General features: G+C 71.7%; 19 protein-coding genes and 1 pseudogene. 9 read left to right on the forward strand and 11 right to left on the reverse strand.

All coding sequences use genetic code 11. The features are described from left to right. Nucleotides 1-46 precede the first annotated feature (46 nt). Nucleotides 47-1,189 carry a glutathione-independent formaldehyde dehydrogenase gene (locus tag RV983_RS33030; RefSeq protein ID WP_475989378.1) on the reverse strand — a complete coding sequence of 381 codons (1,143 nt, stop codon included), beginning with the start codon at nucleotides 1,187-1,189 and terminating at the stop codon, nucleotides 47-49. 218 nt (nucleotides 1,190-1,407) lie between these two features. Here RV983_RS33030 and RV983_RS33035 point away from each other — a divergent pair, with 218 nt between their 5' ends. Beyond that, nucleotides 1,408-1,596, forward strand: coding sequence for a hypothetical protein (locus RV983_RS33035; protein ID WP_475989379.1), 189 nt, complete (start codon nucleotides 1,408-1,410; stop codon nucleotides 1,594-1,596). Nucleotides 1,597-1,646: 50 nt separating this feature from the next. Here the strand turns inward: RV983_RS33035 and RV983_RS33040 are convergent, their stop codons facing one another. From RV983_RS33040 to RV983_RS33055, 4 genes and pseudogenes are all read right to left on the reverse strand, one after another. Further along, nucleotides 1,647-2,453, reverse strand: coding sequence for a thioesterase family protein (locus RV983_RS33040; RefSeq protein ID WP_475989380.1), 807 nt, complete (start codon nucleotides 2,451-2,453; stop codon nucleotides 1,647-1,649). Nucleotides 2,454-2,573: 120 nt separating this feature from the next. Beyond that, a pseudogene (locus RV983_RS33045) lies at nucleotides 2,574-2,922 on the reverse strand (hypothetical protein). Then, complete coding sequence (locus RV983_RS33050) at nucleotides 2,919-4,097, reverse strand: PP2C family protein-serine/threonine phosphatase (protein WP_475989381.1); 1,179 nt, start codon at nucleotides 4,095-4,097, stop codon at nucleotides 2,919-2,921. Before RV983_RS33050 ends, RV983_RS33045 begins: the two are co-directional and overlap by 4 nt. Next, complete coding sequence (locus tag RV983_RS33055; RefSeq protein ID WP_475989382.1) at nucleotides 4,094-5,683, reverse strand: sensor histidine kinase; 1,590 nt, start codon at nucleotides 5,681-5,683, stop codon at nucleotides 4,094-4,096. Before RV983_RS33055 ends, RV983_RS33050 begins: the two co-directional genes overlap by 4 nt. 370 nt (nucleotides 5,684-6,053) lie before the next feature. On the opposite strand from RV983_RS33055, the gene RV983_RS33060 reads away from it, so the two are divergent. After that, nucleotides 6,054-6,485 (forward strand): response regulator, encoded by a 432-nt coding sequence (locus RV983_RS33060; protein ID WP_475990532.1) that lies wholly within the window; start codon nucleotides 6,054-6,056, stop codon nucleotides 6,483-6,485. 23 nt (nucleotides 6,486-6,508) lie between these two features. On the opposite strand, the gene RV983_RS33065 is transcribed toward RV983_RS33060, so the two are convergent. From RV983_RS33065 to RV983_RS33085, 5 genes are all read right to left on the reverse strand, one after another. Beyond that, on the reverse strand, nucleotides 6,509-7,609 hold the full coding sequence (locus RV983_RS33065; protein WP_475989383.1) for a glutamate--cysteine ligase: 1,101 nt from the start codon (nucleotides 7,607-7,609) through the stop codon (nucleotides 6,509-6,511). After that, nucleotides 7,606-7,824: a DUF5133 domain-containing protein gene (locus RV983_RS33070; RefSeq protein ID WP_475989384.1), complete on the reverse strand. Its 219-nt coding sequence runs from the start codon at nucleotides 7,822-7,824 to the stop codon at nucleotides 7,606-7,608. Before RV983_RS33070 ends, RV983_RS33065 begins: the two co-directional genes overlap by 4 nt. 174 nt (nucleotides 7,825-7,998) lie before the next feature. After that, a complete protein-coding gene (locus tag RV983_RS33075) occupies nucleotides 7,999-8,169 on the reverse strand; it encodes a hydrophobic protein (protein WP_360903042.1) in 171 nt (56 codons plus the stop codon). A gap of 442 nt (nucleotides 8,170-8,611) precedes the next feature. Further along, complete coding sequence (locus RV983_RS33080) at nucleotides 8,612-10,210, reverse strand: glycerol-3-phosphate dehydrogenase/oxidase (protein WP_475989385.1); 1,599 nt, start codon at nucleotides 10,208-10,210, stop codon at nucleotides 8,612-8,614. Next, nucleotides 10,207-10,809 (reverse strand): TetR/AcrR family transcriptional regulator, encoded by a 603-nt coding sequence (locus tag RV983_RS33085; RefSeq protein ID WP_475989386.1) that lies wholly within the window; start codon nucleotides 10,807-10,809, stop codon nucleotides 10,207-10,209. The genes RV983_RS33080 and RV983_RS33085 overlap by 4 nt, the downstream gene beginning before the upstream one ends. A 70-nt stretch (nucleotides 10,810-10,879) precedes the next feature. Here RV983_RS33085 and RV983_RS33090 point away from each other — a divergent pair, with 70 nt between their 5' ends. Further along, nucleotides 10,880-12,475, forward strand: coding sequence for an FAD-binding oxidoreductase (locus RV983_RS33090; protein ID WP_475989387.1), 1,596 nt, complete (start codon nucleotides 10,880-10,882; stop codon nucleotides 12,473-12,475). A gap of 29 nt (nucleotides 12,476-12,504) precedes the next feature. Further along, nucleotides 12,505-13,386, forward strand: a complete 882-nt coding sequence (locus tag RV983_RS33095; RefSeq protein WP_475989388.1) for a diacylglycerol kinase family protein — start codon at nucleotides 12,505-12,507, stop codon at nucleotides 13,384-13,386. Nucleotides 13,387-13,617: 231 nt separating this feature from the next. Here RV983_RS33095 and RV983_RS33100 read toward each other — a convergent pair whose 3' ends face one another. Beyond that, on the reverse strand, nucleotides 13,618-14,661 hold the full coding sequence (locus RV983_RS33100; protein WP_475989389.1) for a LacI family DNA-binding transcriptional regulator: 1,044 nt from the start codon (nucleotides 14,659-14,661) through the stop codon (nucleotides 13,618-13,620). A 467-nt stretch (nucleotides 14,662-15,128) separates the two neighbouring features. On the opposite strand from RV983_RS33100, the gene RV983_RS33105 reads away from it, so the two are divergent. The 5 genes from RV983_RS33105 to RV983_RS33125 all read left to right on the forward strand — a co-directional run bounded on the left by RV983_RS33105 (nucleotide 15,129) and on the right by RV983_RS33125 (nucleotide 20,932). After that, nucleotides 15,129-16,454 carry an ABC transporter substrate-binding protein gene (locus RV983_RS33105; RefSeq protein WP_475989390.1) on the forward strand — a complete coding sequence of 442 codons (1,326 nt, stop codon included), beginning with the start codon at nucleotides 15,129-15,131 and terminating at the stop codon, nucleotides 16,452-16,454. A gap of 275 nt (nucleotides 16,455-16,729) precedes the next feature. Continuing rightward, the gene (locus RV983_RS33110) at nucleotides 16,730-17,722 is read left to right on the forward strand and encodes a carbohydrate ABC transporter permease (protein ID WP_475989391.1); all 993 of its coding nucleotides are present in this window, start codon (nucleotides 16,730-16,732) and stop codon (nucleotides 17,720-17,722) included. Nucleotides 17,723-17,736: 14 nt separating this feature from the next. Further along, nucleotides 17,737-18,657, forward strand: coding sequence for a carbohydrate ABC transporter permease (locus RV983_RS33115; RefSeq protein WP_475989392.1), 921 nt, complete (start codon nucleotides 17,737-17,739; stop codon nucleotides 18,655-18,657). Nucleotides 18,658-18,842: 185 nt separating this feature from the next. Beyond that, nucleotides 18,843-20,306, forward strand: a complete 1,464-nt coding sequence (locus tag RV983_RS33120) for a GH1 family beta-glucosidase (protein ID WP_475989393.1) — start codon at nucleotides 18,843-18,845, stop codon at nucleotides 20,304-20,306. A gap of 104 nt (nucleotides 20,307-20,410) precedes the next feature. Further along, complete coding sequence (locus RV983_RS33125; RefSeq protein ID WP_475989394.1) at nucleotides 20,411-20,932, forward strand: AAA family ATPase; 522 nt, start codon at nucleotides 20,411-20,413, stop codon at nucleotides 20,930-20,932. Nucleotides 20,933-21,001: the final 69 nt, after the last annotated feature.

The raw sequence follows: 21,001 nt of genomic DNA on the forward strand, positions 1-21,001 counted from the left end.
CCCTTCGCCGGGTGGCGGCCCCGGCCGTGACGATCGTGCTCCGCGGCTACTTCTGATCCGGGTGCAGGACCACCTTGGTGTAGCCCTCGACGCGCTTGTCGAACTTCTCGTACGCCGAGGGTGCGTCGGTCAGCGGCAGTTCGTGGGAGACCACGAAGCTCGGCTTGGCCCGGCCCTCGATGATGAGGTCGCGCAACTGCCGGTTGTACCGCTTGACGTTGCACTGCCCGGTGCCCAGCCGCAGCCCCTTCTCGAAGAGCCGGCCGATGGCGACCAGCAGCCTGCCGCTCTTGGCCTGCTCGTCCGGGCCGCCGGGGTCGGAGGGCACGTACAGGCCCGGGATGCCGAGCGCCCCGGTCGCGCGCACGGTGTCGATCAGCGAGTTGAGGACGGCCGCGGGCTCCTCGCGGTCCTGGCTCTTCGCCTGGGCCTGGTATCCCACGGCGTCGATGCCCTTGTCGGTGCCCGCACCGTTCATGTGTTCCTTGATCTGCTCCACCGGGTTGCCCTCGGCGAAGTTGATCGGGACAGCGCCGATCTCCTCGGCCTTGTGCAGCCGCTCGGTCACCCGGTCGACCACGAACACCTTGGAAGCGCCGCGGATGAGGGCCGAGTACGCCGACATGAGCCCGACCGGTCCACCGCCGTACACCGCGACGCTCTCACCGGGTTTGACGTCGGCGAGTTCGTTGCCGTGGTATCCGGTCGGGAAGATGTCGGCGAGCAGGATGAAATCCGTCTCGTGCTCGGAGCCGGCGGGCAGCTTCAGGCAGTTGAAGTCCGCGTACGGCACCCGCAGGTATTCCGCCTGGCCGCCGGGCCAGGGGCCCATGGCGACATATCCGTAGGCTCCGCCGGCGAATCCCGGATTCACCGTGAGGCAGTACCCGGTGAAGCCGGCCGAGCAGTTCTTGCAGAATCCGCAGGCGACGTTGAAGGGCATGACCACGCGGTCGCCCTTCTTGAGGGTCGTGACGCCCTGACCGAGATCCTCGATGATCCCCATGTTCTCGTGCCCGAAGACGATGCCCGCCTCGGCCGCGGTGCGGCCCTCGTACATGTGCAGGTCGGACCCGCAGATGGCGGTGGACGTCACCCGTACGACCACGTCGTTGGGGTGCTGTATCCGGGGTTTCTCGACTTCCTCCACTGCTACTTCGAAGGGTGCTTTGTAGACGACGGCCTTCACCTGACACCTCCGTTGGTGTCGTGCTCTCGTACGTTCCGGATGGCGAACGGGGCCGTCGGCCCGGCGTGCCGCGGTGAGAACGGACGGTGAGGGGACGCGGTCGTTCGCCTCGCGTGACCTATTTCTCATGCTGCCCCCATGGGAGGAATGGGACAAGCCAGCTAATCTTTACCTCGTATCGGGCGATTTCGGTTTGATTTCCAAGGAAGGCGGGAACAGTGGCGCAACGTTTGGGAACCCTCCTGGTCCCCGTGCCGGGGTTGTCCGGCGCGACCTACCCGGTGGGCACGTCCGTGATCATCAACGGGCGCGGGTCGTCGGTCGACGCCTTCGTGGACGGTGACTGGCTTCCGCTCGCGTGGTGGGAGTTCTCCGAGGGCCACGCCGAGGACGCGACCGACCTCTGACCGCGACCGACCCCTGACCGGCCTCTGACGGGGCAGGCCCGCCCGCCCGCTCAGCCGCGCGGGGCCACGAAGAGGCTCTGGACCCCGCGGCCGATCGGCCCCCGCTCGTCGTGGAGCGCGGCCTCGGCCATGCCGATCCCCGCGCCGTCGACCACGGTGCGGGCGTCGAGGCAGACCCACTCGCCGGCCGGGTGGCGGTGCAGGTGCACCGTCAAGTCGGGGTTGACGAACAGGTGGGCCGAGAAGTCCAGCACATTGCTCACCCCGTTCCCCGAGTCCGCCGCCACCAGCACCCGGTCCAGCGGGGCCGTCTTCTCCCCGGCGACCAGGGGCACCCGCATCCGCAGCCAGCAGGTCGCCGGACCCGGCTCCAGGTAGGAGCCCGCGGCGAAACGCGACTCCATCGCCGTGTGGTAGCCGACGTCCCACGGCACCGGGAAGAACGGCACCGTCCGCGACTCCTGCGGCCCGGGCACCGAGGGGCCCGGCGCGACGTCGGGCACCGACCCCGGCTCCGTCCGGATACGCAGCGCCCTGGCCCGCATGATCTCCTTGCCGTCGTCCGCCGCGAGCGACGCCTCCACCAGTTCCACGCTGCGTCCCTCGCGCAGCACACGGGTGCTCACGGTCAGGGGCAGCAGTGGCACGGGACGGTGGATCTCGAAGGTGATCCGCGTCAGCCGCATGTCCTCCCGCGCTCCCGGGCGCTCGCGCACCGCGCGGCCCAGCAGCGCGGCCGGCGGCCCGGCGTGCTGGCTGTGCGCGTCCCAGGGGCCCCGGGTGTACTCGGTGGGGGCGAAGCGTTCCTCGGCGATCCGCTCGAAGAAGGCCTCGGCACTGCTGGACGGGACGGTCACGACGCTTCTCCTGTCCGGGGACGACACGAAGACTACTCACCGGTAGGCCAGTGCGGCCAGTAGATCAGTGCCCGTGGCCGGCGGGCAAGGCTACGGTCCCGCTCCCGGCCGCCGCGGCGGTCAGCGGAACTCGTGGACGACCTGGATCTCCCCGACGATGTGCGCGTTGAACTCCGCCAGCTCCTCGGCCGGCACCCACAGCTCCAGGATCGTGCGCCCGCCGGCCTGCTGGACGGGGTAGCGCTCCAGGAATTCGGTGCCGACCTCGAAGCGGGTGACGAAACCGGCTCCGTCGTGCTTGACGTTCCAGTCCCGGGCGATCCTGATCGCGTAGTCCTCGTTGAGGACCGGGTAGAAGATCGGCTGCTCCGGAAGCCGGGGCGGCCAGGCGCGCCAGCCGAGCGCGGACCAGGTCCAGTTCCACCGGGCCGGTGGGACGCCACAAGGTCGTCGTCCGCGGGGGGGTCATGGGGCGCTCCAGTCCAGTCGCAGCACGGCCAGGTCGTCGGTGTGGCGGTCGGCGTCGAGATCGCGGATCCGCGCGATCAGCCGGTCGAGATGGTCGTCCGGGTCGGCCTGGGAGAACTGGCCGATCAGGTCCAGCAGACCCTCCGGACCCAGCCGCTCGCCGTCGCCGCCGGTGTGGCCCTCGACGAGGCCGTCGGTGTAGAGGGTGAGCGCCCCCCGCGCGGGAAGGGCGAACGTGGTGGCCGGCCAGTGCGCCAGATCGGGCATGATGCCCAGCGCGATACCGTGCCCGGCCTCGACCGGGTGGGTGACGCCCGCCGTGGTGAGCAGGGGTTCGTGATGCCCGGCGAGGTGCATGGTGGCCGTCCGTGAGGACAGGTCGAGCGTGAGCAGGGTGCAGGTGGCGAAGAGGTCCGGCTGTGCGCGCTCGGCGACCAGGATCCGTTCCAGCAGGCGCAGCAGGTCGTGCCCTCGGTGGCCGCCGAGGGTGAGTGCCCGCCAGGTGATGCGCAGGCAGACCCCCAGAGCCGCGGCGTAGGGGCCGTGGCCGCTGACGTCCCCGATGACGGAGTGCACGAGCCCGTCGCCGGTCTGCACGACATCCAGGAAGTCGCCGCCGAGCAGGGCGCGTTCACGGCCGGGGATGTAGCGGGTGGTGGCGGTGACCTCGTCCGTGGTCAGCAGGGGCTGGGGGAGCAGCCCGCGCTCCAGGCGGGAGTTCTCCTCGGCGCGCAGGGCGCCGGCCTGCAGCGCGGCCGCCGCGCGTTCGGCGTGCTTGCGCTGGACCGCGTAGCGCACGGCGCGTTGCAGCAGGTCGGGCTCGACCTTGCCCTTGACCAGGTAGTCCTGGGCACCCGCCGCCATGGCCCCGCGACCGGCCTGGGACTCGGCGAGGCCGGTGAAAACGATGACCGCGGCGTCGGGTGCGGCTCCCTGGACCGCCGAAACGCCCGCGGGCCCGCTGGCGTCGGGCAGGTGCAGGTCGAGCAGCACGCAGTCGGCGGCCTGCGCGGCGAGCTCGGAGCGCGCCTCGGCCAGCGTCTTGTGCCAGGTCAGCTCGTACCTCAGTCCGGTGTCGGCGAGGAGTTCGGTGACCAGCAGCGCGTCGCCGGGGTCGTCCTCCACGAGCAGGATGCGGTACGGCGGTTCCTGCACGGGTGCGGGGGCGGGGATCATCTGGAGCCGGGCTCCGCGGTGCTGTCCGCGGTCGTGTCCGCGGCGGTGTCCGCTGCGGCGACCGCGACGGGCAGGGTGAAGGCGATGCGGGTGCCGGGCGTGTGCTCCGGGTCCACGCCGATCGTCCCGCCGTGGAACTCCACGATCTTCTTGCACATCGCCAGGCCGATACCGTTGCCCGGATAGGCGTCCTTGGTGTGCAGGCGCTGGAAGATCACGAAGACCCGCTCGGCGAACTCCGGGTCGATGCCGATTCCGTTGTCGGTCACCGCGAAGTGCCACATGTCACCGTCGCGGACCGCCTCCAGATGGATCCCCGACGGCACCTCGGGACGGCGGAACTTGACGGCGTTGGAGACCAGGTTCTGCCAGAGCATGCCGAGTTGGGTGGTGTCCCCGACGACGCTGGGCAGCGGGTCCCTGGTGACCTCGGCGCCGGACTCCTCGAGGACCACGCTCAGCGAGTCCAGGGTGCGGTCGACGACGGCGTCCAGGTCCACGGTGCTGTGCTCGTTGTGGATCCGCCCGACCCGGGAGAAGGCCAGCAGGTCGTTGATGAGGGTCTGCATGCGGTTCGCGCCGTCCACGGCGAAGCCGATGTACTGGTCGGCCCGGTCGTCCAGTTGCCCGCCATAGCGGCGCTGGAGCAGCTGCGTGAAGCTCGACACCTTGCGCAGCGGCTCCTGGAGGTCGTGCGAGGCCACGTACGCGAACTGCTCCAGCTCGGCGTTGGAGCGCTTGAGTTCCGCGGCCTGCTCGTCCAGCATCTGCCGGGCCCGCTCGGCGAACGCGAGCTCGTCCACCAGGCGCCGCCGCATCGCCTCCACGTCGCCGGCCAGTCGCCGCAGGTCGGCCGGACCGGTCGGGGTGATGGGGTGCTCGAACTCCCCCCGTGCGACCTTCCGGGCGTCGTCGCTCAGCCGGGTCAGCGGGTCGGTGATGCCGCGCCGCAGGCCCTCGAAGACGAGTGCCGCCAGCACCACGATCAGGACGGCGGCCGCGGCGAACACCCAGTTCCGCAGGACGATGGACCGGTCGAGCTTGTCCCCGGCCTCCAGCCGCGCGTCCCGCAGGTGGTTCTGCTGGCGGGTCATGGCCCTGCGGACGGAGTCGAAGGCCGACCTGCCCGTGTCCGCGCGGTCGGTGGCCAGCCGGACTGCCTCGTCGGACGGGGCGCCGGCGATGGGACGGGCGACGGTCCGCTGCCAGGACTCCGCAGCGCTCACCACTTCGGCCAGGTCCGTCCTCGCCCTCACGTCATCGCGGACCAGGGGGCGCAGCCGCTCCAGCGCGGTCGTCTCGTTCGCCAGACCCTCGGTGTACGGGGTGAGGAAGTCCTGCTGCCCGGTGAGGCCGTAACCGCGGATTCCGGTCTCCTGGTTGACCAGGGCGGCTTCCAGCCGGATCGCGTTGACCAGAGCGGGGGAGCGCGTGTCGACCAGCTGGCGGGTGAGCGTCGTGCTCCGGTCCAGCGACCATATGCCCAGCGCACCGAGGACGGCGAGCACCGCGAGGGCCGCGCTCACCCCCACCCGGAGCCAGCGGCGGGTCGTCCACCGCGCAAGCCGGCCCGTCTCGTCCACCACGTCGCAGCCCCTTCTGATGCCGAATCGGTGTCTTTGCCCGCCGCCGCGGCCGCTCGTGACTTCGTGCGGCAGGCACTCACTGTAGCCGTCCTCGCGACAACGTCTGTTGTCCTATGTGATCGCGACCCCCTAGGGTGGGGCCCATGCCCGGCATCGACTCCCTCCTGCGCCCCACCGTGCAGGGAGTCGCCGCGGAGGCGCCGGCCGATCACCCTGTGCCGGCCCACCGGCGGCAGCCGGCGCGGGCCGTCCGCGGACCGGCCGGGCCCGCCATCCGCCGCCAAGGTGGCCGTCGGCGCCGGCCCGGCCTCGTGACCACCGAATCCCCCCACCGCCTCGTGCGAGGCACCGAATGGACCCGGAGCCGATGATGATGATCGCCTCACCCCGCCCCTACGACGTGCTGCTGGTCGAGGACGACCTCGCCGACGCCATGCTCATCGGGGACGCCCTGTCCGAGCGCGGCGCCCGCAACCTCACCCAGGTCGAGGACGGCGTCGCCGCCCTGGACTACTTGCGCGACGAGAGCAACGCGCGCCCCGACCTCATCGTGCTCGACCTCAACATGCCCCGTATGAACGGCCGGGAGCTGCTGGCGATCCTCAAGGCCGACGACGATCTGCGCGCCATCCCGGTCGTCGTCCTGACGACGTCCGCCGCGCCCGACGACGTCGCCGGTGCCTACCAGCGGCACGCCAACGCCTACGTGACCAAGCCGGTCAACCTCGACGACTTCAACCGCGCGGTGCAGAGCATCGACGCCTTCTACCTCGACACCGCCACCAAACTGCCGCGCGAGTAGCCGCCGCGGGACGGCGTCCCGGATCATCCCCGGGTACGCCGGACACAGGCGGCGACGACGGCCCGCAGGTCGCCGCCCCGCTCCAGCAGGTTCCGCTGGAAGCAGGCGCCGTTGCCCGCCTTCAGCAGGCCGGCGAGGGCTTCCTGGGCAGGGACGAGGTCGCCGTTGTCCTCCAGGGCGTCGCGTACGTGCTCGAACAGGGCGCGCACCGCCGCCTCGGCGGGAACGGGCTCCATGCCGAGGGGATGGAGGAGCCGTCCGCCCAGCCCCTCGCGGGCCGCCCGCCATGTCGCCAGCCGCAGCAGCGCGACACTGTGGCGCGCCGGCGGCTCGCCGTCGTTCCACTGCCGGGTCGCGGTCTCCACCAGGGCCCGTACGAGGGTGGCGAGCAGGGCCGTGTGCCATGCCTCGAGGCAGACGTCGGCCACCCTGATCTCCACCGTCGGATACGCGCGGGACAGCCGGGCGTCGAAGTAGACCATGCCCTCGTCGCGCAGCGCGCCCGTGCCCACCATCGATGCGACCAGTTCGTGGTAGCGGTCGGCGGAACCGAAGACCTCGACCGGGCCCGCCGAGGGCCAGCGGCCCCACACCCGGTTGCGATAGCTGGCGTACCCGCTGTCCTGGCCCTGCCAAAACGGGGAGTTGGCGCTGAGCGCGAGCAGGACGGGCAGCCACGGGCGGATCCGGTCCAGGACCGCGACGCCCTCATCGTCGGACTCCACGGACACATGGACGTGGCAGCCGCAGGTGAGCTGTTCCTGCGTGGTCAGCCCGTACTGCTCACCCAGCCACCGGTAGCGCTCGCCGGTGCTGAGGGCGGGATCCACCGGCAGCGGCGAGGTGGCGAGTGCGGCGACGCGGGCTCCCAGGTCCTCGGCGTGCCGGGCCGCCTCGCCCCGCCAGCGGGTGATCTCGGCGCTCAGGTCCTCCATCCGGAATTGCGGCCGGGTGGCGAACTCCAGCTGCTGGCGCTGGAGTTCCGGCTCGAACACCTCGTCCGCGGCCGCCGGGTCGCGGCGTGCCGAGGCCAGTACGGCGGTCGACAGCGCGCGGGGTTCGCCGGACTCGGCGTCCAGCAGCAGCAGTTCCTCCTCGACACCGACGGTGCGGACGGCCGTCATGCGACGGCCGAATCGTCCAGGCGCGTCGCACCCGGCAGGCGCAGCCGTGCGGCGATGAGGGCGGCGTCCACCTCGCTGGTGCCGGTCGCCACGCACAGCGTGTACGAGACGTCCTCCATCCGGCGCCGGACCTCGGGGTCCGCCGGGTCGAGCACGCGCAGCGTCTCGTAGCGGTCGACGAGGTCGTTCAGCACAGCGGGATGGGCCATGAGCATGGGTCTCTCCTCGACAGTCCGCGGCACGGGCCGGACGGTATGTATGAGCCGCTTACCCCCGCTTCGGGGTGTCACGCAGGACGGCCGTGCGCCGGGTGCGGGCACGCGGGCATGAGGGCATGCGGACGGCGGCGGCCCGAGGGCCGCCGCCGTCCGCAGGGGGTCAGAGTGAGGTCACCACCGGTACCAGCGCGACCGGCCGCCTCCCGAGGAGGTGCCGCGCATGACGAACCCGAGCAGCCACAGCACCAGGATGATCAGGGCGACCCACCACAGGGCCTTGAGGGCGAAACCGGCCCCGAACAGGATGACGGCCAGAAGCAGAACCAGCAAAAGGGGAACCACGTGTGCCTCCCGAGAACGAATGCCTGACGACGGGAATTCGGTTGCGCAGTCGGGTGGCCGGCCGGAGAGGTGTCCGGCACCCGACTGCGCCGCTCACCGCGTTTTTCGGGTGCCCCGGATGTCGGTCCCCAAACACCCCCCGTTCCGCGCTGTTTCACCTGTCCAGAGCGATGAGGATGCGCGCCGCGGTGCCGACGCCCTTTTGCGCGGACCGCACTCCGCGCCTCCGCCGGCCTTTCCGGACGGCACCGGTCGCTTGCCTGCGCGGAATTCCGGACCGTGATGTCCAGCGTCGACGGGCGGGAATACGCCCAGGCGGCGGCACCGCCGAAACTGCCCGGAGTGAGCGCGTTCCCGGGAAATCCGGCGACCGCGCCGGGCGCACTCCTTCCCCGGCCCATCCAGACAGTGCCCTCGGCCTTCAGCCCTGAGCCCTCAGCCCTCAGCCCTCGGCCGCGCGGGCCAGCGCTTCCTCCGCCGCCTTGACGGCCCCGTCGCGGTCCGCGGGGACCAGGCCGATGCGGCTGCGCCGGTCGAGGAGGTCGGCGGCGTCGAGGGCGCCCTCGTGGCGCACCGCCCACACGAGTTCGGCCCGGGTCACCGGATGCCCTGGCACCACGGGCTCGCGCAGGGCCGGTTCGGTGGCGCCCAGCGCGTGGACCGCCGGGGCCTCGGTGCCGTACCGCCGCACCAGTCGGCGCGGTGCCGCGAGTCCGGTCAACTCCGCGACCGGGGCCGCGCCCACCAGCGGCAGGGACGTCGTGCGGGACGGCCCGGCGGTGAGGCCGCGGGCGGACACCGCGGCGTCGACCGCGTCCTGCGCCATCCGCCGGTACGTGGTCAGCTTGCCGCCGACCACGGTGACGACGCCGTCGCCCGAGGTCAGGACCGCGTGCTTGCGGGAGATGTCGGACGTGTGCCCGGCGCCGTCCGTCGTGCTGTCCAGGAGCGGCCGCAGTCCGGCGAAGGCGCCGACGACGTCCTCGCGCCCCACCGTGGTGTCCAGCGCGGTGCCGAGGACGTCGAGGAGGAAGCCGATGTCGGTCTCGGGGACCTCGGGCACGTCGGGGATGTCGCCGTCGACGGGCTCGTCGGTGAGTCCGACGTAGACCCGCCCGTCGCCCTGCGGCAGCACGAGCACAAAGCGGTTGGTCTGGCCCGGGATCGGGATGTGCAGGCCCGCGGGGACGTCGCCCAGGGGTGCCGAGCGCAGGACGAGGTGGGTGCCGCGCGAGGGCCGCAGGCGGATGCCGTCCACCAGTCCGCCGGCCCACACCCCGGCGGCGTTGATCACGGCGCGGGCACGGATCTCGGTCTCCTCGCCGGTGAGTTCGTCGCGTATCAGGGCACCGGAGCCGGTGAGCGCCACCGCGCGGACCCGGGTCAGGACGCGTGCGCCGTGCGCCGCGGCGGTGCGGGCGATCGCCGTCACCAGGCGGGCGTCGTCGGTGAGTTGGCCGTCCCAGGACAGGAGGCCGCCGCGCAGCCCGGACAGGCGCAGCGCGGGGGCGAAGTGCCGGGTCTCCACGGCGGAGAGCCGGCGCGGTGCCGGCAGCGTGGCGCGCGAGGTGCGGGCGGCCAGCCGCAGCACGTCGCCGGCCCGGAAGCCGGTCCAGGCCAGGGCCGCCTGGCCGCGCGAGACCAGCGGGGTGAGCGGGAGCACGAAGGGTTGCGCCCGGACGAGGTGGGGGGCGGTGCGCTCCATCAGCACGCCGCGTTCGACGGCACTCTCGTGTGCGACGTCCAACTGGCCGGAGGCGAGGTAGCGCAGACCGCCGTGGATGAGCTTGGAGCTCCAGCGGGAGGTGCCGAAGGCCAGGTCGTGGGCGTCGACGGCGGCGACCGACAGGCCGCGAGAGGCGGCGTCGAGCGCCGCCCCCGCGCCGGTCGCGCCGAGGCCGACGACGAGGACGTCCACGATGCCGCCGCCACCGGCGAGTTCGGCCAGTTCGCGGGCGCGCCGGGCCGCGGACAGCGACGACCCGGGAGCGGCGGGGGACGCGGACGGGGCGGACGGTGCCGGGTTGCTCGTGGGGCTCATGGCGTCAGGGTCCTCTCCAGCATGGTCCGCAGTTCCTCGAGGAACGCGGCCGAGTTCAGGTCGGGGTCGTCCTCGTCGGTCATGGTGCGCAGCGAGAGCGTGAACGACTGCACGAGCAGCAGCACGGCCCGCGCCTGCCGGGCGGGGTGGGCGCGGCGGACCGAGCCGTCGGCGTGGCCCTCCTCCAGTGCGGTCGTGATCAGTTGCAGCAGCGCGTCCTGGCTGGCGCCGCGGCGGTCGAGTACGTAGGGGAGCAGCAGTTCGGGATCGACGTCGACGATCTTGACGAACAACGGGTGCGTCCGGAACGCGCGGACGCCGTCCACCAGCCCGCCGACCAGCTGTGTCCGGATGTCGGGGTCCTGGGTGTGCGCGGGAATCGTGTCCATCGCGACGCCCACCCACTCACGGGTCATCAGATCCCCGACCAGGGTGCGCACATCGGGCCAGCGCCGGTACAGGGTCATGCGCGAGACGCCGGCCCGGCGGGCCACGTCGGTGAGGGTCGTACGGCGGACGCCGACGGCCAGGACGCAGTCGCGGACCGCGTCGAGCACCGGATCCACCGCCGTCCGAGTGTTGTGACGAATAGGCGTCATGTGTCACAGTGTAACGCCTGTGGGGGCCGCAGGAGCTGGCTCCCCGACCCCGACCGGTGAGGACGGCAACATGGACATGTTGTGGAGCGGCTGGGGTGACCCGGCCAAGGCGGCCCCGCTGCCCGACACCGTGATCGGCCTGCTGCGCGACCTCCTCGGGGTCAAACCCCGTGAAGCCGCCTCGGCCGGCCTGGCCGACATCGAGGTCCCGGAGAGCCCGCTCGGGGACGAGGCCCACGACGCACTCGCCGACGCCGTCGGCGGCACGTCGTACGTCCGCACCGACGCCGAGAGCCGGATCCGGCACACCCGCGGCAAGTCCACCCCCGACCTCCTGCGCATCAGGTCCGGCGACATCGCCGATGTCCCGGCCGCCGTCGTGCTGCCCGCAGGCCATGACGAGGTACTCGCCGTACTGGCCGTGTGCGCCGAACACGACCTGGCCGTCGTGCCGTTCGGCGGCGGCACCTCCGTCGTCGGCGGCCTGGCCCCGCAGGGCGGCCGCGCCTTCATCGCCCTCGACCTGCGCCGCATGGACCGGATGCTGTCCCTGGACCCGGTGTCACGGACCGCGATCCTCCAGCCCGGTCTGCGCGCCCCCGAGGCCGAGGCGCTGCTGGCCGAACAGGGCTTCACCCTGGGCCACTTCCCGCAGTCCTACGAGTGGGCCACCATCGGAGGGTTCGCCGCGGCACGCTCCAGCGGCCAGGCGTCCGCCGGATACGGACGCTTCGACGAGATGGTGCTGGGCCTGACGGTCGCCACCCCGCGCGGCACCCTCGACGCCGGCCGCGCACCGCGCTCGGCCGCCGGCCCCGACCTGCGTCAGCTCGTCCTCGGCTCCGAGGGGGCGCTCGGCGTCATCACCTCCGTCACCGTGCGTATCCGCCCGGTCCCGCAGGTCACGGTCTACGAGGGCTGGCGCTTCCCCGGGTTCACCGAGGGCGCCGCCGCGCTGCGCCGGCTCGCCCAGGACGGTCCCCGCCCGACGGTGCTGCGGCTGTCGGACGAGACGGAGACGATGATCGGGCTGGCCCAGCCCGACGCCATCGGCGCCTCCGGCGGCCCCTCTGCGGCGGGTTGCGTCGCGATCACCGGCTACGAGGGCACCGAGGAGGACACCGCCTACCGCCGCGCCCGGGCCGCGGCGGTGCTGCGCGACTGCGGCGGCGAGTACCTCGGCGAGGAGCCCGGGCAGCGCTGGGCGCACGGGCGTTACTCCGCGCCCTATCTGCGGGACGCCCTCCTGGACGCGGGCGCCTTCGCCGAGACCCTGGAGACCGCGACGTTCTGGTCGCGCCTTCCGGAGCTGTACGACTCCGTGCGCCACGCACTGACCGCCACGCTCGCGGGCGCCGGCACCCCGCCGCTGGTGATGTGCCACATCTCGCACGTGTACGAGAACGGCGCCTCGCTCTACTTCACGGTCGTCTCGGCGCAGGGGGAGGACCCCGTCGCCCACTGGGCGCCCGCCAAGACCGCCGCGAACGAGGCGATCATCGCCGCGGGCGGCACCATCAGCCACCACCACGGCGTGGGCGGCGACCACCGCGACTGGTACGTCCGCGAGGCCGGCCCGCTGGGTATCGCCGCGCTGCGGGCCGTCAAGGACGCGCTCGACCCCGCCGGGTTGCTCAACCCCGGCATCCTCCTGCCGTCCCGCTGAGCCCCACCCCCGTCCCCGGAGGCACGCGCATGCGACAGTTCACCGCCGTCGTCAACCCCACCGCCGGGGGCTCCACCGGGGCCGCCGCCCTCCTTCCGCTCGCCCGGCTGTTGCGCGAGGCCGGTGCGGGACTGGAGACGGAGTACAGCACCAGCCTGACGCACGCACAGGAACTCGCCCGCCGGGCGGGCGAGTCGGGCCGAGTGGTGCTCGCCGTCGGCGGGGACGGCATCGTCGGCGGCATCGGCGGTGCCCTCAGCGGCACGGACACCGTCCTCGGGCTCGTGCCCACCGGCCGCGGCAACGACTTCGCCCGCGCCCTCGGCCTGCCGCCGGGACCGGACGAGCTCGCCCGTGTCCTGCTCCACCACGACCCGCGCCCCGTCGACACGATCGAGGTCGACTCCGCGGTGCACCACCGGACGGTGGTGCTGGGCAGTGTCTACGCGGGCGTCGACGCGCTCGCCAACCGCCACGCCAACGCCTCCCGGCTGCTGAGCGGCGCCGCCTCGTACTACGCGGGCGGGCTGCGCGCGGTCGCCGGCTGGCGCGCGGCCGCCTACCGCGTCACCGTCGACGGGATCGTACACGAGCGCCGCGGATACACGGTCGTGGCCGCCAACTCGGGATTCTACGGCTCCGGTCGGGCGATCGCGCCCGGCGCCCGCGTGGATGACGGACTGCTCGACGTCGTCATGATCCACGACGCGCCGCGCCGGCTGTTCTTCGCCCTGATGAACGAACTCAAGACCGGCGCGCACGTGAACCGGCCCGAGGTCGAGATCGTACGCGGCAGGGAGATCCGCATCGAGGCCGACCGCGACGTCCCCTACGGTGCGGACGGCGAGGTCGACGCCGTCCTCCCGGTCACCGCGCGGATCCGGCCGGGAGCGCTCAAGGTGCTGTGCTGAGGCGCGGTTCCCCTCCCGGGGCCGACCCGCCGTCCGTCCTGGAGCACCACGGCGGCAGCGGGTCTCCGGTCCCACCCGCGCCGGCGGAACTCAGCGGGTCGGGGCGGCTCCCGTCACCCCGGCCGGGGACGCGACGCCGGCGACCGGGAACGCCGCAGTGCGCCGGAGCCGCGCCGGTGGTCCGGAGCGCGGACCGGCCCCGGCGCGCCCGGATATGTGCACCGGGACCGCTCATGCCGACTGCCGCACCACCAGTTCCGTCGGCAGGACGACCGCCTGCCGGCCCTTGCCGCGCTGGGCGATCTCGTCCAGCAGCAGGCTCGCCATGGTGTGGCCCATCTCCTCGATCGGCTGGCGCACGCTGGTCAGCGGGGGATCGGTGTGCCGGGCCACGATCGAGTCGTCGAAGCCGATGACGGCGACGTCGTCGGGTATCCGGCGCCCCGCCGCGCGCAGTTCGAGCATGGCGCCCGACGCCGTCACGTCGGAGGCGGCGAAGACGGCGTCGAGAGCGGGGCGCCGTCGCAGCAGTTCGCGCATGGCGGCACGCCCGCCCTCCTCGGTGAAGTCACCGACCGCGACCAACTCCTCGTCGGCCCCGATGCCCGCGTTGTGCAGGGCCTCCCGGTAGCCGTCGAGACGTGCCCGGGCGACCTCCATGTCCAGCGGTCCCGTGACGGTCGCGATGGTACGGCGGCCTCTGTCCAGCAGGTGCCGGACCGCGGCACGCGCGCCGCCCTCGTTGTCGGCCCGGACGTGCCCGAGGGGCTCCCCGGCTCCGCGGCGTCCGGCCAGCACCGTGGGAATGGCGCGTTCGGCCAGCAGGTCGGGGAGCGTGTCGTCGCGGTGGACGGCCACCATCAGCACGCCGTCCACGCGCTGTTCGGTCAGATACGTGGCGAGCCGGGCCCGCTCGCTCTCGTCGCGCACGAGCACGAGCAGCAACTGCATGTCGGCGCCCTCGAGGCCGGAGCTGACTCCCCGGATGATGGCCGAGAAGTACGGCTCGGAGAAGAGCCGGGTCTCGGACTCGGGGACGACCAGGGCGACGGAATCGGTGCGGCTGGTGACCAGCGAACGGGCCGCGCGGTTGGGGACGTAGCCGAGTTCGGCGATGGCCTGCTCGACGGCGGCGCGGGCCTGGGGACTCACCTTGGGAGAGCCGTTGATCACCCGGGAGACCGTGCCGCGTCCAACACCGGCACGAGCGGCCACAGCGTCCAGAGTGGGGCGTCTGGCGCGCGTGGTCGCGGGTGGCTGTGAGGCGGGACTCATCTTTCACCTTCCGGCTTTCTGCATGGGCTGCTTCATTGTGACCCCGGAACCACGAGAGCTGACCCCGGGTGGTCCACCGGCCGCCCTGTTCGGTAGCCACTCCGCCGTGACCTGCGAGGATTGTGCACCACGCGGCCGGGGCGCGACACATCCATGTGACGCGTTGGACACGCTTACGCAACGACGACGTTTTCAACTCTTGACATCCGGCCCGTCAAGAAGGAGTCTTCCGGCATGCCGCGTGGGAGCGGTCCCACGGATCGTCGGGGGCTTCTCACGCGGCTCCGAAGAACCGAAGGCCTTTCCCTCCGATCGCGCATCGAATGCCGTATGACCAGCGCACTTGCACTGCACGCCGTGCTGTTGCGCCGGCCACTGCTCGGCCCGCGAGGGACTGGTCAGGACCGTCGACCGCTGACGGCCCGAATCCTGAGGTCCGTTCCCCCCTGGAACAAGGAGTAGTGGAAATGCGCATAACTGGCACCGGCGGCGGTCGCGGCCGCAAAGTGGCGGTCCTGACCACGTCGGTCCTGGCAGCCTCGGCGCTGCTGCTCACGGGATGCAGCAGCAGTGACGACGGCGACTCGGACGCGTCCGGCTCCGACAGCGGCCTCACCCTCACGGTCGCTGACTTCGGACAGTTCGGCTACAAGGAGGCCGACCTGTTCGCCAAGTACCACCAGCTCCACCCGAACATCACGGTGAAGGAAGAAGTCACTGCGAACGAGCAGGACTACTACCCGAAGCTCCTTCAGCAGCTGAACACGGGCAGCGGTCTGGGGGACGTCACCGGCATCGAGGTCGGCCGCATCAAGGAGGTCGTCGACACCCAGGCCGACAAGTTCGTCGACCTGAGCAAGTCGATCAACGTGAGCGACTGGGTGTCCTGGAAGGAGAAGCAGGCCACCACGAAGGACGGAGCGGTCATCGGCGCCGGCACCGACATCGGCCCGATGTCGCTGTGCTACCGCAAGGACCTCTTCCAGCAGGCGGGCCTGCCGACCGACCGCGCGGAGGTCGCCAAGGCGGTTGCCGGCGGCTGGGAGGACTACCTCAAGCTCGGTGAGAAGTACAAGGCGAAGGCCCCGGCCGGGACCTTCTTCATGGACTCCGCGAGCGCCATGTACAACGCGGTCGTCAGCTCGGACGCCAAGCAGTACTACGACGCCGACGGCAACCCGGTCTACAAGGACAGCCCGGCCGTGAAGCAGGGCTGGGACCTGGCCGCCGAGGCCGCCCAGAAGAAGCTGACCCAGGGTCTGCCGCAGTTCACCGACGCCTGGACGGCGGCGCTGCGCAAGGGTTCTGTGGCCACCGTGGCGTGCCCCGCGTGGATGGCCAACCAGATCTCCAACAACTCCGGTGACGCCTACAAGGGCAAGTGGGACATCTCCCGCGCGCCCGGTACCACCGCGGCCAACTGGGGCGGTTCCTTCCTGGCGGTCCCCAAGGGCGGCAAGCACGTCAAGGAGGCCACCGACCTGGTCAAGTGGCTGACGGCCCCCGAGCAGCAGGCAGCCGTCTTCAAGGCCGCCGGCATCTTCCCGTCGAACCAGGGCGCCTACGAGCTCCCCGATGTGAAGAACGCGACGCTCCCGTACTTCAATGACGCGCCGATCGGTCAGATCTACGCCGAGGAGGCCAAGACCATCCCCGAGGCCGTGCTCGGCCCGAAGGACGGCGTGATCAAGGACACGATCTCCACGCAGATCAACAACATGGAGCAGCGGGGCACCAAGCCCGACGACGCATGGAAGGCCGCGACCGACACGATCGACAAGGCCATCGGCTGACGCACTCCGGCGCGGGCGGCTCTGGCAGCCGCCCGCACCGGGTCCGGGTGCCCGGGCCGCACGGCAGGCCAGGGCCTGCCGCGGCGGCGGGGCACCCGGACCCGTGAGCGCGAGGGCGTCGCGGCGCCCGCCGTGCGGCTCCGGTGCCGTGCCGGCCGTGCCGCGCCCGGTACCGTACCGACCCGCTTCGGGGGATGAGGGGACCGGCGCCCGGCCCAAGGACGCGACTTCGGTTCCGAACGTATCCGGCCGAACCCCAGAGAAGGACCTCCTCCGTGGCAACAACGACCACCACCCCGGACGCCGTCAGCCCGCCGCCCGGCGGCTCCGGTGCCCCGTCGGGCAGCAGGCAGGCGTGGCGCAGCCGGCTGTGGCGCTTCGACGACCTGGCTTCCCCCTACGCGTACATCGCGCCCTTCTTCCTCATCTTCGGCGCCTTCGGGCTCTACCCGCTCCTCTATACCGGGTGGATCGCCCTGCACCGGGTGGAGATGACGAGCCTGGACCAGTCCCAGTGGGTGGGCTTCGACAACTTCGCCAAGATCCTCCAGGACTCCGAGTTCTGGACGGCCGTAGGCAACACCTTCGTGATCGGTGTCATCTCGACCGTTCCGCAGTTGCTGGTGGCGCTGGGCCTCGCCCACCTCCTCAACTACAAGCTGCGCGCCAGCACCGTGTGGCGGACCGTCATCCTCACCCCGTACGCGACCTCGGTCGCGACGGCGGCCCTGGTGTTCGCCCTGGTCTTCCGGGCCGACGGCGGACTGCTCAACTGGGTGCTGCACTTCGTCGGCTTCCACAACATCGACTGGGGCAACGGGGAGTGGACGTCCAAGATCGCCATCTCGGTGATCGTGATCTGGCGCTGGACCGGCTACAACACGCTGATCTACCTCGCGGCCATGCAGGCGGTGCCCGCCGACCTGTTCGAGGCGGCGGCGATCGACGGCGCGTCGCGGTGGCAGCAGTTCCGCAAGGTGACCATCCCCTCGCTGCGGCCGACGATCCTCTTCACGATCGTCATCTCCACCATCGGCTCGATGCAGCTCTTCGGTGAGCCGCTGCTGCTGCAAGGCGGAACCCTCGGATCCATCGGCGGCAGCGAGCACCAGTACGAGACCCTCAGCATCTATCTCTTCAATTACGGCTGGAAGCTGGGGCACTTGGGCCCGGCTGCCGCCGTCGCCTGGGCGATGCTCGTCCTGCTGCTGCTCATAGCCCTGATCAACTGGATCGTCGGCCGGCTCGTGCACAAGAGCGCGGCCTGACGGGAGCGAATTCGATGACCACGACCAGCCCCACCAGCACCGCACCGAATCTCGCTCCGGCAGAGCCGCCCCAGGTCCAGGGCAAGCGCCGCAACCGCCTCAAGCTCGGCGCCGGCCAGCAACTCAAGGCCGGCCCGCTGACCTACACCGCTCTCGTCATCGTCGGCCTGGGCTCGATCTTCCCCCTGTACTGGACCCTGGTCGCCGCCTCGCACGATCAGCAGCGCGTTCTCGACACCCCGCCGCCGTTCCTGCCGGGCGGCCGTCTGTGGAACAACCTCCAGGCGGCCTGGGAACAGGCGAACCTGGGCAAGGCGATCGTCAACAGCATCATCGTGTCCGGCTGCATCACGCTCGCCACGCTGTTCTTCTGCACCCTCGCCGGTTACGCCTTCGCCAAGATGCGCTTCCGCGGGCGTGGTTTCCTGATGACAGGGGTCATCGCCACCCTGACCATCCCGCCGCAGCTCAGCGTCGTCCCGCTGTTCATGATGATGTCGGACATCGGCTGGGGCGGAAAGCTCGAGTCGGTGATCTTCCCGACGCTCGTCGGCGCCTTCGGTGTCTTCTTCATGCGCCAGTACCTCATCGAGGCCCTGCCCTACGAGCTGATCGAAGCCGCCAAGGTGGACGGTGCGAACAACCTGAGGATCGTCCGGAGCGTGGTCCTCCCCGTGGCGCGCCCCGCGATGATGGTGCTGGGCATGCTCACCTTCGTCCAGGCGTGGAACGACTTCTTCTGGCCCTTCCTCGCGCTGAACCAGCAGAACCCCACCATCCAGGTCGCCCTCGGCCAGCTCAGCGCCTCCTACACCCCCGACCAGAGCATCGTCATGGCCGGTGCCCTGATCAGCACCCTGCCGCTGCTCCTGGTGTTCGTGATCTTCGGCAAGCAGATCGTCGGAGGCATCATGGCGGGCGCCGTGAAGGGCTGACACCACCGCACACCGGGCCGGAGCCCGCGGCAGCCCCTGTGCTCGCCCCGTCCGCCGTTCCGTGCGGCCCGCCCCTCGGGCGGGCCGCACCAGGCGGGCGCTCACGCCCGCTTCCCTTCTGCACTTCCCTCGAGCCGGACCCCGCTGTCCGGCCGTTCACCCGATACTTTGGGAGCGTTCTCACGATGACCGCCGTACGACCCGAGGCGAGCCCCCGGCAGGCCTCGGCCTCCTCCTTCCCGCAGGGCTTCATCTGGGGAGCCGCCACCGCCGCCTACCAGGTCGAGGGCGCCGCGGCCGAGGACGGCCGGACCCCCTCCATCTGGGACACCTTCAGCCACACCAGCGGCAAGGTCCGCAACGGCGACACGGGGGACATCGCCGCCGACCACTACCACCGCTACCGCGACGACGTCGCGCTCATGAAGGACCTCGGCCTCCAGGCGTACCGGTTCTCCGTCTCCTGGTCGCGCGTGCAGCCCACCGGCCGCGGGCCCGCCGTCGAGCGGGGTCTGGACTTCTACCGCCGGCTCACCGACGAGCTGCTGGAGGCGGGCATCACCCCCGTCGCCACCCTTTACCACTGGGACCTGCCGCAGGAGCTGGAGGACGCGGGCGGCTGGCCGCACCGCGACACCGCCCACCGCTTCGCCGAGTACGCGGACATCATGGCCAAGGCCCTCGGTGACCGGGTCGGCGTCTGGACCACCCTCAACGAGCCGTGGTGCTCGGCGTTCCTCGGCTACGGCTCCGGTGTGCACGCGCCGGGCCGCACCGACCCGGCCGCCACCCTGCGCGCCGCCCACCACCTCAACCTGGGCCACGGCCTCGCGATCGGGGCACTGCGCGCCGCGCTGCCGACGTCCGCGCAGACCTCCATCACGCTCAACCTGCACCAGGTGCGCCCGCTCACCGACAGCGCCGGCGACATCGATGCCGCACGCCGCATCGACGCCGTCGGGAACCGGATCTTCACCGCCCCGATCCTCGACGGCGTCTACCCCGAGGACCTGCGCCAGGACACCCGGCACCTCGTCGACTGGGACCGCCTGGTGCACGACGGCGACCTGGTGGAGATCTCGCGTCCGATCGACGTACTCGGCGTCAACTACTACTCCCCGACGGTGGTCTCGCTGCCCGTCGACGGCGCCGGCACCACCAAGAACGACGGCCACGGCGCCAGCGACCACTCGCCGTGGAGCGGCTCGGAGCACATCGCCTTCCACCTCGCCAACGACAATCTCACGGCGATGAACTGGGCCATCGACCCCAGCGGACTGCACACGCTGCTCACCGACCTGGCGGCGTCGCACCCGGAACTGCCGCTGATGGTCACGGAGAACGGTGCCGCGTTCGACGACTACGTCTCGCCCGAAGGCGTGGTCAACGACCCGCAGCGGATCGCCTACCTCCACGCCCACCTGGACGCGGTGCGTCAGGCCGTCGCCGACGGCGCGGACGTGCGCGGCTACTTCCTGTGGTCCCTCCTGGACAATTTCGAGTGGTCCTACGGCTACTCGAAGCGTTTCGGCACGGTCTACGTCGACTACGCGACCCAGCGCCGCATCCCGAAGGCGAGTGCCCACTGGTACTCGGACGTGATCCGGAAGAACGCACTGCCCGCCGGTGACGAGCAGGGCAACAGCTGACCTCCGGGTCGAAAGGGTGCCGCCGCCCGTGCGGCGGCACCCTCGGCGCGGCCGCCGGGGACCGTCGGCCGGGCGCCGGTGAGGGGCCCGGACAGCCTGCGCCGATGAGACGCATCCTGGTCGCCGGCATCAGCGGGGCGGGCAAGACCACCATGGCCCGTGCGCTCGCCGCGCGCCTGGACCTCGCCTTCCACGAGATGGACTCCCTGAAGTTCACCGGGCCCGGATGGGCCACCGACCCGGCGTTCCCCGCGCGAGTGGCGGAGATCGCCGCCGGTCCGCGGTGGGTCTTCGACTCCTTCGGTTACCCGGAGGTCCGGGACCTGGTGTGGACGCACGCCGACACCGTCGTCTGGCTCGACTACCCGAAGACGGTCGTCATGCCCCGGATCCTGCGCAGATCGCTGCGGAGGACCGTGCTGCGCGAGCGGATCTTCGGCGGGAACGTGGAGACGGTGTCCTCCTGGTTCCGTGCCGACCACCCGGTGTGGTGGGCCTGGTCCCAGCACGCGGCCCGTCGTGCCGAGATCGAACGGCGCTCCCTCGACCGGCGCTTCGCGCCCCTGCGCGTCGTACGCCTGCACAGCCCCCGGGCGGCACGGGACTGGCTGCGCGCCACGGGGTGAACAGGCCCTGCAGCGGGCTCGGATGCGGCGGTGGCTCCGCGCCGCTTCGCGCGGGTGGGCCGGCGGTGA

Source organism: Streptomyces sp. RLA123 (assembly GCF_056270165.1).